The sequence below is a fragment of the Streptomyces sp. NPDC093568 genome (assembly GCF_044764945.1).
GTDB lineage: Bacteria > Actinomycetota > Actinomycetes > Streptomycetales > Streptomycetaceae > Streptomyces.
Map to the genome: position 1 here is coordinate 20,251 of NZ_JBIWJD010000027.1, position 13,133 is coordinate 33,383.

A 13,133-nucleotide genomic window follows, 5' to 3' on the forward strand; every position below is an offset into this window, starting at 1 on the left:
CTGCGATGCACAGACGCCCGCGCTTCACTCGAACGGGCGAGGGGGGCTTGTGCTCATGCACGGTCGGGACTGGGATACGGAAGTTTCGTCGCGCCCTGGGCCTGGCCGTCGCAAGAGTGCGGCCGGGCCGAGGCGCCGGTGACGCGGGAGATGTGATGGCAGACAGGGCGGCCGTATGGGGGCCGCAGCGGCGGCTGAAGGACTCCATGCCTCGCCTGGCCGACGAGTCGACCGGGTCGTTCGCCAATCGCCTGGCGCATGCGCACGGCCTGGAGCTGGGGATGTTTTTGGACCGGGTGGGTACGGGCCGCCAGCCGGTCAATCCCCGGCTTCCGTCGCTGGCGGAGCTGTACGTCAACCGGGAAGCACTGGACAACTTGGCGGTGCTGTCCGGCCGGACGCCTCACCAGTTGCAGCTGGCCCTGACCAGCCTCCAAGATCGTTTTCTGCTGTCGGGAGATGATCCGGCCTGCTGGCAGTGGCCGTTCAAGGTCCGGGAAGGGACAGGGTATGTGGTGCGCTGCTGCGATCTGTGCGCCGGCGCCCGGGGCGTGGATGAGGCGGCGTGGCTGCTTTGGCCGGATCAGTGGCGGGTATGCCTGCGCCACCGGCGGTTCACCGACAATCATCGTGGCCAGGGCCCGTACGTGGTGCCGCTGGACGGGCTGCCGGAGGTGGTGCGCGCGCACACCGACCGGCTGCGGCTGGAGCGCCGTTTCAGTGCGGCGGGAGCGGAATTGTTCGCCGACGGCTTCCAGGTGGTGGCGTGCTGGTGGGCACGGATGGGCGGCGACGTGTGGAGCTGGACGCAGCGGGCCTGGCGGGTGGGCCTGGAGGCGCGCGAGCTGCGCACGGGACCGCTGGTGATCTATCCGGAGGCCGTCCAGTTGGCGCTGGAGATGCTGCGCTACGAGCAGGAGGGCGCGCGTTCGCGGGCTGCGCGGGAGGTGTGGGTGCAGCAGGTGCAGCAGCTGATGGACGGTTGGGGCCTGGAGGGCAGTGAGGGCCTGGGCGAGCTGGTGCAATGGCTGGATCACCATGCCCGGCCCGCTGCGAGCCCCTTCGCGCCAGACAACGGCCGGCACCTCCGGCGTCGGCGTCGGCGGGTGCTGGCCGTGGGGCACAGCCGGCTCGCCGAGCCGTCCGGTTCGCTGCCCGAGCGCTCCTGCATGCTGTGACACCTTGGGCAACTTGCCTATCAGGCAGGCGAGTTGATCCCGACGCGAAACCCGCCGGCCGTCAAGAGGCCGTCACCCGTTCGAGTGGTCACCTCTTGGGTGTGCTGACTGATGCGTGCGGCAGACGGCCAGGCTGGCGGCACGTCCCGGTTCGGGCGACGGGCCCCGGCCGCCAGACGCGGAGGGAGGGCCCGGATGCGCGATGTGAAGGCGTGGCATCTCAACGATGTTGGGAGCTTGGCGTGTGTGGCGCCGGAGGCCCTGTGGGGGGTGGCACTGGAGGAGCGCCAGCCCCCCACGGACCCGGTCGCCCACCACGGCCGGCAGGGCAAGCTCTGCGACTGGTGGTCGGCGACGACGGGCACACTGGTGGTGTGCGGGTCCAAGCGGCGCTCGTACGTGGCCGCCGAGCTGGACTTCGATCCCGCCATCAGCCGGTTCGCCGGGGAGCCGGTCGAACTGCACTGGGAGGAGGGCCGCATCCGGCACCGGTGGCGGCCTGACTTCATCGCCCTGACCCGTGACCGGCAACGCCAGGCCGTGGTGCTCGCTCCCCACCGGATGGGTCCGCAGTGGCGCGAACGTCTGGCCGCGCTGCGTGAGGTCGCCGCTCGGGCCGGCTGGGGCGTGTGCCTGCGCACGGTGCCGCACGGGGTGCGGCGGGAGAATCTGCTGCTGGTGGCGGACTACCGGCAGCCTGCGGTCTGCGATCAGGCGCATGAGCGGGCTCTGCTGGCCGCGTTTCGGCGGCCGCGGCCGCTGAACGAGGGCGTGCTGGCCAGCGGTGTGCCGGAGTGCCTCGGCCGCGACCATGTGTACCGCCTGATCTGGCGCCGTCTCCTGGACATCGACTGGGGCCGGCCGCTGCTGCCCTTCTCCCCGGTCTGGGTGGCGAGGGGGCGGCGATGACGGGCGCGGTGTCGGGCTGGTTCGAGACCGACCGGGTCTGCTTGGGGGATCTGGTGCGCTGGCGCGGCGCGCTGTGGGAGGTCAGTGCCTTCAAGGGGCGGCAGATCACCCTGCGGCCGCAGTCGGGTGGCGAGGCTCCGGTGGACACGCTGTGGCGGGAGGTGGAAAGCGCCCCGGACTTCGCCGTCCTCGACGCGGGCGGGCAGGCCGTGGCGCGCAAGCGCCTGCCGGCGCTGGGCGAGCTGCTGGAGGGTGTCACCCCCGCCGAGCGGAAGAAGGCCCTGTGGTGGCACGAGCACATGAAGGAGCTCCAGACCGGGCTGCGGCCCGGCTGCACGACCGCCCGTCCCGGCTACGACCCGGACACCACCACCTTCAAACAGCGCTGCCAGACCAAGTCGGCCGAACTCGCCGCCGCTGGGTTCGAGTTCAGTGCGCGGGCGCTGGATGACCGGCGCCGTGCCTGGAAGGACGCCGACGAGAACCCGCTGGTGCTGCTGTACGACGGCCGCAAGACCCGCACCCCGGCCCCGGGCGGCCGCACCGACAAGCGGGTCATCGCGCTGATGCACGAGGTCACCGCCCGCCACGCACGCGAGTCCGGCGGCCGGGTCAACCGCGTGTACGAGGACGTCGAGGCCCTCGTCCATCAGCGCTACCGCCGGGAGTTGAAGGACCCCCGGGAGGCGGAGCGGCTGCTGCTGCCCCGCTCGACGTTCTACACGCGGATGCGGGAACTCGGGCTGACCGAGCAGTTGAAGAAGACCACCCGCCGGCGCGCGCGCCAGGACAGCAAGCCGCCGCGCCCGTACACGCCGCAGGTGGCGCTGCGGCCGGGGCAGCTGGTGCAGATCGACACCTCCCCACTGAAGATCAAGGTGATCGGGGACGACGGCCGTGCCGTCTCGGCCGAGCTGACCGCCGCGATCGATGTCGCCTCCCGCTCCTGCATGGCCCTCATGATCGTTCCCGTGGTGACCGGGGAGGGACCGCCCGGCAGGCGCATCGGCGGCCGTGCCACCAAGGCGTTCGATCTGGTGCTGCTGCTGGCACAGTGCTTCGCCCCGCTGTCCATGCGGCCCGGCTGGGACACGCTGACCGCCGCCCGCAACTCGGCCCTGCCCTACGGCCAGCTGTGTGCGGCCGACGCCCGCTTCGCCGGGGCCGTCGCGGCCCGCCCGGTCATCCATCCGCGGACCATCGTCATCGACCAGGGCAGCCCGTATCTGAGCGACCACTTCAAGATGGTGTGCAGCTTCCTGGGCATCAGCATCGAATACGCCCGCAAGGACACGCCCACCGACAAGCCGCTGGCCGAGGCCTTCTTCCACGGCTTCGCCGACACCTGCGCCCAGTATGTGAAGGGCTGGACGGGCCGCAGCTTCGAGCAGCGCGGCTACGGGGTCGAACGTCAGCGCCTGTTCAGCCTCAACCAGGTGCAGGCCATAGCCGAGGAGTGGGTGGCGCTCGACTACCAGCAGCAGCCGCACGAGGGGCTGCGCAGCCCCCTGTATCCGGGGATGGTGCTGTCCCCGAACCAGATGTACGACCGGCTGGTGGCGAGCTACGGCTACCGGCCCCGGCAGCTGACGGCCGAGGACAACCGGAAGCTGCTGGTGCCGGCCTGGGTCACGGTCACCGACAAGGGCGTACAGATCGAGAACCGCACCTACCGCTGCCCCGATGGGCAGCTGCGGGACCTGGAGGGCCTCGATTCCGGGCTCGCGCACGTGAACGGCCGGTGGGAGGCCCGCTACAACCCCTACTATCCCGACGTCGCCTGGCTGTACGACCACCGGCTGGCCGGCAGGTGGATCCCGCTGGAGTTCCTCTACCGGCACATGCTGGCCGCCCTGCCGTGGACGCACTACCACTGGCAGGACGCCGCCGAGGAGCACGTGCTCGGCGGAGGCAGCCGCGAGGACGAGGTGGCCATCACCCTGGCCGTGAAGGAGCGCCACCGCCGCACCCGCCGCGGGCCGACCGCCCAGCAGGCGGCCGAGCCCCGCCTGCCGTTCCGCGGCGTGATCCGCCTCGAGACCGACGACACAACCGACTCCGGGGCGCCGGCCACACCGCTGGACCCCGACACCGTTTCCGCCGCCCCCTCGCTGCCCGTGCCGGCCCGGGACGTCGACAACGGCCGCTACACCCTGCCCACCTGGGCCCCCACCGGCAGCGAGGACGGCCCGCCACCGGCCGGCACCGCTGCGCCCGCATGACCCCGCATCTCCCATCACCTGCCGAGGAGAGCCGATGAAGATCACCGTGCCCGCCGGATCCGATGCCCGGGCCGAGATCGCCCGCTTGGTGCGTACCGCGCCGCCCCTGCCCGCATGGATCTTCTCCTGGGAAGGCTGGGACCGGTATGTGCGCACCGAGTTCAAGCCGCCCGACCTGCTGGACTGCGCACCCGCGGACGTGGAGGTCGACGAGGACGACCCGCGGGTGGACTACCACCGCCATCTGCTGATGATCGAGACCACGTTCCTTGAGGACTGTCTGCTGCGATCCCGAGGAACCTTCGGCGTCAACGGCAACCGGTATGAGGGCCTGCTGGACATGGTGATCGACGGCCCGGCGGGTACCGGCAAGACGTACCTGCTGCGGCTCATCGGCCGGGAGTTGCAGCGCAGGGTCGAAAAGCACTTCAGCGACCGGATCCCGGTTGTGCACATCACGGTCCCGCACGACCCGGAGAACGAACTCAACTGGATATGGGAGATCGCTTCCTTCCTCGCCCTGACCCCTGAGCCCAAAAACGAGGCGGAAGCCCGTCAGCTGCGTCGTGTCCCCGACCTGTCCCTGCCCGTGCGCACGGTCATGGAGCGGAAGCAGACCCGCCTGCTGCTGGTCGACGACATCCAGCGGGTCTCCCCCAGCCAACTCGGCCCGGTCCTGCACTACTTCGACTTTCTGCGCAGCCGTCTGGGCATCACCACTATCTTCTGCGGCACCGGGGCAACCGACATCGTCCACGCCGCCCGCAAAGGCTGCGACCGCCGCGACGAGGCGCTGTGGACCTCCTACCAGCGGCTGCATCCCGAGGACGCCAACACGCTGAGGGCGGCCGTGGCCAAGGAGCAGAACGTGCGCAGCCTGCTGCCGGTCACCTGGGTGGATCCCCTGCCCTGGGGCAATGACACCGAGAGCCAGGGCCCCTTCGTGGCCGTGCTCAAGGGCTTCGAGAAGAACCTGCGCATGCGCAAGCTGAGCAAGGACGTTCTCACCCGGTACGCCGAGTATCTGCACGAGCGGACCGGAGGCTATTTCCTCTACCTGTCCCATCTCATCTGCGGTGCCGCCGTCGCCGCGATCCTCGACGGCACCGAGGACATCACCCGCGAGCACCTGGAGGCCATCCGCATCGGCCGGGAAGAGATCCTGCCGCACCACTGACCAGAGCCGCGGCACCGTAATACGCCCTGCGGCGCGCGCCTCGGCGGGTGTGGGCGCCGACGCGCCGGCATCGGCACACCGCACGGGGCGCTAGGCATCCATGCACGAGTCCTCACCGCTTCAGGACACGCTCATGAACACCATCGACCAGACCGGAATCCAGGACGTACACACGTTGTGGCTGACGACACTGGACTTCCTCCACTACAACGCGGCCAGTGAGTGGGCGCGCATGCTCCAGATGGAAGGGGTGGTCTTCCTGATGCCGCCGACGATCGCGGCACTCGAGCAACCACAGGCCCAGGCGGCCGCTTGGCCCTGGCGGAGACCAGGCGGCTACGGAAGGCCGAGCTGTTCTACGTGCCGTCGGAGGCCGCCCAGACGGTCGCCGGCCTCGAAGACATGCCCTGCATCGCGCACATCACCAGCATCGTGCCCGCACGGGCCGGGCTGATGGTGTGGGAGGAGCCGCCGGACCGAATCGAGGGCGGCATTCCCATCCGCGCCGTCTCCTGGGGCCCCGCCTACGACGGCGGTATCTGGTGGTCGTGGTGGACCGACACGGCGGCCTGCATCCGGGCCGGCCTCGGCGAGGCATGGATGCTCTCAGCCTTCGGGGGACTGACGTTCCATGAAGAAACCCACACACCGCCCGACTTGTGGCCGGAGCAGGCGGGCGACCCAGACATGCCGGAGCACGCCCGGTTCCACTCCCTTCTGTTTGCGTGGGTGGCTCTCGCCTGCGGGCTCCTGGAGCGGACCGCGGCCGAGCAGCCCAGCCGGGCCGTCTCCCAGCATCTGCGCCGCATGCACCTGGCCCCTCGCCCGGTCCACCGCCTGATGCCCTCCCCTGAGGGCACGAACAGGCCGACGCTGGCGCACATCCTGCGCCGCCAACTCCAGCTGGACGAGGTGGCCATCGAGGAGCGCCCCTATCCGCAGCCGCTGCCTACGGAGGTTGAGCCCTGGCACGTCTACCGCAGCGACAGCGGGCACTGTCTGATGGTGCACATTCCGTCCATCGGGTCAGAGAAGATCATGATGCCGCCCGGCGGCCCGGCGCGGCGCACCAGCGAGTTCGTCTTCGCTCCCGTCAAATCGGTGCTGCGCGCCGGCTGGCAGCTGCGCAACGGCTACTTGGAATCCCCCCTGCGCTATGAGCACGGATTGGGGCTGCTCACCGACCCTGCCGACAACGAATACTGAACACGCCACCCAGACCGGGTCATACACCGTTTACCATCATCTGCTGATCATCATCGCTCGAGGTGGCGTGTCAGGGATGGGGGGCGAGCGGTGTACGTGTCCGAGGTGCTGGTGGAGAGATTCCGCTCATGCGAGCGGGTACGGATTCCGCTGCGGCCGGAAGTGACGGTCCTTGTCGGGGAGAACAACGCGGGCAAGTCCAGCGTGATCGATGCAATGCGTCTGCTCACGGATCCCCTGGACGGGCGCCGGGTGCGCTATTTCGAGGAAGCCGACGTCCTGAAGCCCGCCGCCGAACGGGGCGGCCCCAGCCTGCAGCTGGACGTTGCCGGCATAGGTCCGCAGCAGAGCGGAGCCTATCTCGAGGCGCTGCTGCCCGAGGGATCTCCTGACACCCGTACCGCGCGGTGGCAGGTGTCCTGGACACCGCCGCAGACGGGCGAGCGGCGCGGCAGCACCGTATGGGCACAGGGTGCGGGTCTTCCGGTCACAGGCGAGCCCCCCGCGCGGGGCGGTGTGCGGCATGTCTACCTGCCGGCGCTGCGCGATGCGGAGCGGGAGTTGGCCTCGGCCGGTGGTGACCGGGTGCGGATGATCCTTCGCGGTCTGCTGGGCGACGACGAGCAGGTCGATGCCTTCGTGGAACGCATCGGCACCGAGCTGAAGAAGGTGGCCGCGGACCCGGATGTGGCCAGGGTCAGCGAGAAAATCAACGAGCCGCTGCTGGACCTGACCGTCGGCGCGCATCCCCAGATGAGTGAACTGGCCCTGGCCGAGCCCACGTTCGCGTCGATCGCCCGGTCGCTGCGTGTGCTGTTGGGTGATGCCTCCGCCCAGCCTTTTCCGCTGTCGGCCTCGGGACTGGGCTACGCCAACACCCTGTTCATCGCCACAGTGATGGCGGAGCTGGACGCGGCAGCCGAGGCCGACCTGACCGTGCTGCTGGTCGAGGAGCCGGAAGCACACCTGCATCCGCAGCTGCAGACCCTGCTGCTGCGCTATCTGCAACAGCAGGCGGGGGTCTCGCGCCGACGCCCTCTGAGTGACCCGGCCCGGCCGGCCGGGCATCTGCAGGTGGTGGTCACCACCCACTCCCCCGTCCTGTCGGCCGCGGCCAGCGTGGAGGACCTGGTGGTCATGGCACGCTGCCCAAGCGGGCTGTCGGATGGCTGGCAGGCCAGGCCTCTACCCATCCCCCGCCTGCATCTGAGCCCGGACCGGGTGCGCCACCTGGACCGCTACCTGGATGCCACCAAAAGTGCCCTGCTGTTCTCCTCGCGGGCGATCCTGGTCGAGGGCATTTCCGAGCTGTTGCTGCTGCCGGCTCTGGCCGAGCGTGTCCTTGCCGCCGGACAGGACGCCGGCCCGCAGGCGGCCCGGGAGGCGTTCGAGGCGTTGGAACGGTTCTTCGGCACCACGCGGGTGATCGTGGACGGGGTCGGGTTCGAGGTCTACCTGCGGGTGCTGCTGGCGCCCGTGGACGGCATCTGTCTGGGACGGCGGGTGGCACTGATCACCGACACGGATGTGGCGCCCGGAGAGCCGGAACCGGCCCGGCTTCAGTCGCTGCGGGAGCTTCCGCTGCGCTGGACATCTCCCGGCGTGCTGCATCTGGCCGCGGCGCCTCGGACGCTGGAGCCGGCTCTGTGGTCGGCCGACAACGTCCCTGCCTTGCGGGCGGCATTCCTGCGCTGCGCGCCACGCTCGGAGGATCGCTGGGAGCAGGTCGTTACGGCGGCGGAACCCGCCGTGGCGTTCGGGGAGCTGTTCGTCACCAAGACCAGCCGGACCGTTATCGGCACCGACGGAGAGCTCGCGAAGGGGGCGAAGATCTCCAAGGGGCGGTTCGCCCAGGAGCTGGCCGACGTGCTGGCCGACCCGACCGTGGCGTTCACCGTGCCCGCCTATCTCGCGGACGCCATCCGTTTCATCACCGCCTCTGACGCCGGCACCCCCGCGGTGGGCGCGCCGTGACCGCCGCCGAGCAGACGACGGCGGTACGGGCCGCCGCCGAGGCGCAGCAGCAAGCCGCCATGGCCGTGGCCGCGCCTGCCTTCGTGCCTGCTTGCCCGGGCGCGGGCAAGACGCATGTCATCACCAGCCGGCATCTGCAGTCGCCCAGGCGGCGGCTGCGGCAGGGGCGGGCCCTGATCTCGTTCACACGGGTGGCGCGGGACCAGATGACCCGCCGCTGCCGCCAGGCGGGCCGCGCGGACCTGGTCCAGGCGCCGCACTTCATCGGCACGCTCGACTCGTTTTTGTGGGAGTTCCTGGTCAAGCCGCGGCGGGCAGCCGATCCGGTGCCCCGTCTGCTGGAGTCCTGGGCGAGCGTCAAGGCCCCGGTGGAGGGCATGGACCGGGAGATCTCCCTGCACCGCTTCCCCATGGTCCTGGACCCCTCGCACAACCCGGCGCGTGCGACGGTCGCCTGGGACAATCTCGACTACGACACCCGCCAGCTCATCGAGGCCAGCTCCTACAGCCGCACGGCGTGGGAGGAGAAGATCTTCGAGACCCGCAAGTCGTGGTGCGCCCAGGGCTACTTCACCGGGCACGAGGCGCGGGTCCTGGCCCTGTGGAACCTGCGCCACGCCAAGACCGCCGCCGCTCTGCTGCCCCCGCTGCGCTCCCGATTCGCGGAAGTCATCGTCGATGAGGCACAGGACTGCTCCACCGCCGACCTGGCGATCCTCCAGCTGCTGCACGACGCCGGTCTGCCGCTGGTCCTGGTCGGCGACCCGGACCAGGCCATCTACGCCTGGCGCGGCGCCGAACCCCAGGCTCTCCGGTCCTTCTCCGCGCAGCTGTCTCCCACCCCGCCCCAGCTGACCGGCAACTGGCGCAGCTCCCCCGTCATCTGCCGGCTCGCGGCCACCCTGCGCACGGGACAGCGACCTCCGGACACCTCCGTCGAGCGCGACGACGACATCCCCGTCCTCCTGCTGCCCACCCAGTTCGCCGCCTCCGGCAGCCGTCACCTGCACGCCCCGACCGGCGCGGGCATCGTCGACGCCTTCCGCACGCTCGCCGAGGAGTACGCCGTCCAGGCCAAGGATTGTCTGGTGACCGCCTACAAGTACGCCACCTTGCCGGGCATCAGCCGGGAGAAGCCCAACACCAACGCCATCACCAGCCTGGCCTGGGCCCGCACCGTCGCCCACACCCCGGGCGCCTCCGGTGACGACCTCACCCGGGCCCGTGAGATCGCCGTGCGCGTCCTGTTCGGCTACTGGTATCCGGGCCAATCCGGCGGCCCCGACCGCATCATGGCCGCCCACCGCCTCTCGGCCGGCCAGGTCAACCGCACGGCCTTCGCGTTCCTGCACAGCCTGCCCGCGCCCCACAGGGAATGGGGTCCGCAGGTGTGGCAGGCCATGAAGGCCTGGCCCGCTCTGCCCGGGGCTTCCCGGCAGGGCGGCAAGGGCCGCCCTGCCGGGAAGCCCACCGTCTCCCGCCCGCAGGTGGCCACCGGCATGCGCACCAACATCGTCCACCAGCTCAAGGGCGATGAAGCAGACGGCGTGCTGCTGTTGTTGCCCGATGCCGGAAGTGTCCAGCGCTGGGCCAGCGCGGACCCGGCCACCGACGAGGTCCTGCGCGTCTGGTACGTCGCCGTCACCCGCGCCCGCCGGATGGTAGCCGTCGCCCTGCCCGAGGAGGAGACCGATGCACTGGCCCGGCTGCTGGCCGGACGCCAGGTACCGGTCCGCGTAACATGATCTCCTTCGTGCTGCCTGTCCCCCGGGCCGGTGGGGGGACAGGCAGTTCAGGAGGAAGCCCCGCGGCCGTCAGTGGTCAGTCATGGCGCTGCAGTGGTGATCGCACGGCGACAATCTCCTGCGCCTGCACGGCGTGGACGAGCGAGCCGAAGCCTCCGCCCCACAATCCCAACACCATGACCGAGCCCGCTTGTTCGGCCGCCTCGAGCCACTCGCTGGTGGCGTCGGCCGGATGCTTGGGAGCGCCCAGAGTCAAGTAGCGCCCCACGCGGGAGGCTTGTCGGACACCCCAGGGATGACGGGTCTTGGGGTGCTGCTGCAGGACCCAGGTGCTCACGTTGGGCAGCGTGCCCCACACATAGAGGGGGAAGCCATAGCGTTCGGCGAGTTCCTCGATGCTGCCGCTCATGTCCGGCGACGTGAGAGTGAGGGCCGGGAACGGGCCTTGGGGCGTGGGGACGAAGCCGGTCTGAGCGGCCTGGTAGACCGACGGCGGCGCCGGGGTCAGATCGATGATCAGAGAGGTGAGGTCGGGGCCTGTCAGTGTCCTGCCGCCGCCTCCCAAGTGCGGGACCACGCGTGTCCAGATATCGACCAGATCATCCAGGAGGTTTTGGCGGTGGGCTGCCGTGAGACGGTCGACGAAGACGTAGGTGTACGGGTGGTTTGCGTGGGGCTGGACTTCGCTCCAGAGGACGTGGGTAACAGGGGAGAATCCCTCGTTCGGCACCAGTGGCAGGGAGGCGGCCAGCACGGCTAGGACCAGTGAGTCCCCCAACATCATCATCGCCATGGCGGAGGCCAGGCACCATTCGCAGTCGGCCTGCCCGGCCGCGATGGCCGCAGCAGCGGCAGACATGTCAGCGGTGCCGGGCACGCCAAACGGTGTACCGCTGACGGGGATCAGTGTGGGAGCGGGATGAACGTGCAGCGTGTCGGCGTTGGCCGAGGTGTAAGAGGATCCGGTGCGACGTGCGGTACGCCGTGCCCGGCCCTTGCGGGCATGGTCCTTGGTCATGGCATGGCCTCACGTTCTGCGCGCGCCGGTCCCATGATCCGGTGCGCGGACGTCGAGCCGCATGCGGACCTGATGATCTCTTCGTGGAATGCTCATGGTGCGTGCGCAGTTGATGCAGCCCCGCCGTGCCGTAGCACGGGCACCTTTACCGTGCGGGGCCGTTCATGGGCCGGCCCCGGTTTCGGCCGATGCGCTCGGCCTTCTTCCAGGCTACCGCCGGCAGAGATATCAGGAGGGCCGATTCTCAGGTTGGCTGAGGAATGTCGCCGATGCTCCGGTCAGTGCCGCGGCTCAGCCCGTTTCGCCAACTTCTATAACTGCAAGGGCCGTTGAACGGGTCGCCCACACAGGCCCCTTGCTCCTCAGTCGAAGGCGGCCACGATCGTGTCGATGATGGCTCGGATTCCGTCCCAGTCCTCACACCCGGTGCCCTGCCCGGCATGGTGAGTGTGCACTTTGCGCAGGAAGCGGTCCTGGGCCGCCTTCTTGTCCACGTCTGCAAGGCTGCCCTGATAGCGGCGCAGCTTCGGGTTCCATGAGCGCCACTGCACGGGCATGAGGGTGCGGTTCTCGCTCTGCAGGACATCGCGGCCGAGGTACATCTCCAGGCAACCCGCGCGTCCGTTGACGTCTGCCGGCACCGGCTCGTCTCCGTAGGGGCCGAGGGTCGGGTACGTCTTGAGCACTGGCAGCGGCGGGTAGTGCAGTACACGGCAGCGTTTCGGCAGCGGCTGCTTCTTGAGGTTGGCGAGGCCGGCGTGGGCTTCGGTGTCGTTGTCGGCTAGCGCGACGAACCGGTTGGCCACGCCGGCGGCGATGAATGCGGACACCGTCTTCGCAAGTTGGGCGACACCGCCCTCGGCGCTGGCGGCGGCAAAGTCGAAGAAGGTTATGTAGCCCTGCAGATGCGGGTGGGTGACTTCCATGCCCGCCGCCAGGAGGCGCGCATCAGTGGGGCCTTCGGTCAGGACCAGCAAAGGGGCGTCGTGGGCGAGACTCGTCAGTTGCTCGGCGCGCGCCTCGCCGGCAACAGGGCGTGCGGGGTCCAGGTCCACACCGGGCCCGGTGAGTTCACTGAGGTCCAGAAAGACCATTGCGTGCTGGTCGGGAGTCCATTCGAGCAACAGGCGGGTCAGGCTGCGGTGATCCATGTACCGGGACAACGCGTCGGGCAGCGCATAGGGGTTGGGCTGGGAGCTGTCCTGTGGCCATGCTTCCTCAAATGTCATGGCGAGGAGCTGACGCATGGCGGCCTCGACGTTGCGCACGCCGAGCCCCTGGGAGAAGTGAAATGCGTCAAGGGGCCGGTTCTTCTTCCACCCGGCCAGGACCTCGGCAAGTTCGGTCTTCGCCCGGTCGGCGCTGAAGCCCTGCACGTGGAGTCGCTCCCGCAGTCGCGCCACCGTTGTCGCGTAGACGAACTCAGTCAGACTCGCCCCCATAGGGATGCGCGTATGTGCAGGCTGGCGCTCCGACTCGGTGAACAGGGCCGCCACTTCCGGCGGGCACTCCGCTCCCCAGGACAGGAGCTGGTGATCGGCGATCCCCAGGTGTGAGTGAAAGGCCATGCGGGACAGCGTCTCAAGTCCGTACCCGGGGCGCTGCTCTTACTGGCTCTAACAAAAGCGGTTCGATCATGTGACTGTCGGCTTGATCGCTCGTTGATGTGGTCATGGGGAAGCGTCAGTCGCGGCCGTGGATCGT

9 protein-coding genes are annotated in these 13,133 nt (G+C 69.6%); 7 read left to right on the plus strand and 2 right to left on the minus strand.

The window, feature by feature from the left end; translation table 11 throughout:
• Positions 1 to 155: 155 nt before the first annotated feature.
• From ACIRD7_RS41905 to ACIRD7_RS41935, 7 genes are all read left to right on the plus strand, one after another.
• Positions 156 to 1,178, plus strand: a complete 1,023-nt coding sequence (locus ACIRD7_RS41905; protein WP_403461344.1) for a TniQ family protein — start codon at positions 156 to 158, stop codon at positions 1,176 to 1,178.
• A 246-nt stretch (positions 1,179 to 1,424) separates the two neighbouring features.
• On the plus strand, positions 1,425 to 2,087 hold the full coding sequence (locus ACIRD7_RS41910; protein ID WP_403461345.1) for a TnsA-like heteromeric transposase endonuclease subunit: 663 nt from the start codon (positions 1,425 to 1,427) through the stop codon (positions 2,085 to 2,087).
• Positions 2,084 to 4,309 (plus strand): transposase, encoded by a 2,226-nt coding sequence (locus ACIRD7_RS41915; RefSeq protein WP_403461346.1) that lies wholly within the window; start codon positions 2,084 to 2,086, stop codon positions 4,307 to 4,309. Before ACIRD7_RS41910 ends, ACIRD7_RS41915 begins: the two co-directional genes overlap by 4 nt.
• A gap of 34 nt (positions 4,310 to 4,343) precedes the next feature.
• The gene (locus ACIRD7_RS41920) at positions 4,344 to 5,486 is read left to right on the plus strand and encodes an ATP-binding protein (protein ID WP_403461347.1); all 1,143 of its coding nucleotides are present in this window, start codon (positions 4,344 to 4,346) and stop codon (positions 5,484 to 5,486) included.
• A 312-nt stretch (positions 5,487 to 5,798) separates the two neighbouring features.
• Positions 5,799 to 6,692 (plus strand): hypothetical protein, encoded by an 894-nt coding sequence (locus ACIRD7_RS41925; RefSeq protein WP_403461349.1) that lies wholly within the window; start codon positions 5,799 to 5,801, stop codon positions 6,690 to 6,692.
• 96 nt (positions 6,693 to 6,788) lie between these two features.
• Positions 6,789 to 8,666 (plus strand): ATP-dependent nuclease, encoded by a 1,878-nt coding sequence (locus tag ACIRD7_RS41930; RefSeq protein ID WP_403461350.1) that lies wholly within the window; start codon positions 6,789 to 6,791, stop codon positions 8,664 to 8,666.
• On the plus strand, positions 8,663 to 10,411 hold the full coding sequence (locus ACIRD7_RS41935; protein WP_403461351.1) for a UvrD-helicase domain-containing protein: 1,749 nt from the start codon (positions 8,663 to 8,665) through the stop codon (positions 10,409 to 10,411). Before ACIRD7_RS41930 ends, ACIRD7_RS41935 begins: the two co-directional genes overlap by 4 nt.
• A gap of 76 nt (positions 10,412 to 10,487) precedes the next feature.
• Here the strand turns inward: ACIRD7_RS41935 and ACIRD7_RS41940 are convergent, their stop codons facing one another.
• Both ACIRD7_RS41940 and ACIRD7_RS41945 read right to left on the minus strand, forming a co-directional pair.
• Positions 10,488 to 11,429 (minus strand): hypothetical protein, encoded by a 942-nt coding sequence (locus ACIRD7_RS41940; protein ID WP_403461352.1) that lies wholly within the window; start codon positions 11,427 to 11,429, stop codon positions 10,488 to 10,490.
• 362 nt (positions 11,430 to 11,791) lie between these two features.
• A complete protein-coding gene (locus ACIRD7_RS41945; RefSeq protein ID WP_403461353.1) occupies positions 11,792 to 12,997 on the minus strand; it encodes a HEPN/Toprim-associated domain-containing protein in 1,206 nt (401 codons plus the stop codon).
• Between the last annotated feature and the right edge of the window lie 136 nt (positions 12,998 to 13,133).

What these genes read in the sequence shown, in the direction of transcription:
- ACIRD7_RS41905 (WP_403461344.1), top strand. Translation starts at nt 156, where the DNA reads ATGGCAGACAGGGCGGCCGTATGGGGGCCGCAGCGGCGGCTGAAGGAC.
- ACIRD7_RS41915 (WP_403461346.1), top strand. Translation starts at nt 2,084, where the DNA reads ATGACGGGCGCGGTGTCGGGCTGGTTCGAGACCGACCGGGTCTGCTTG.
- ACIRD7_RS41920 (WP_403461347.1), top strand. Translation starts at nt 4,344, where the DNA reads ATGAAGATCACCGTGCCCGCCGGATCCGATGCCCGGGCCGAGATCGCC.
- ACIRD7_RS41940 (WP_403461352.1), bottom strand. Translation starts at nt 11,429, where the DNA reads ATGACCAAGGACCATGCCCGCAAGGGCCGGGCACGGCGTACCGCACGT.
- ACIRD7_RS41945 (WP_403461353.1), bottom strand. Translation starts at nt 12,997, where the DNA reads ATGGCCTTTCACTCACACCTGGGGATCGCCGATCACCAGCTCCTGTCC.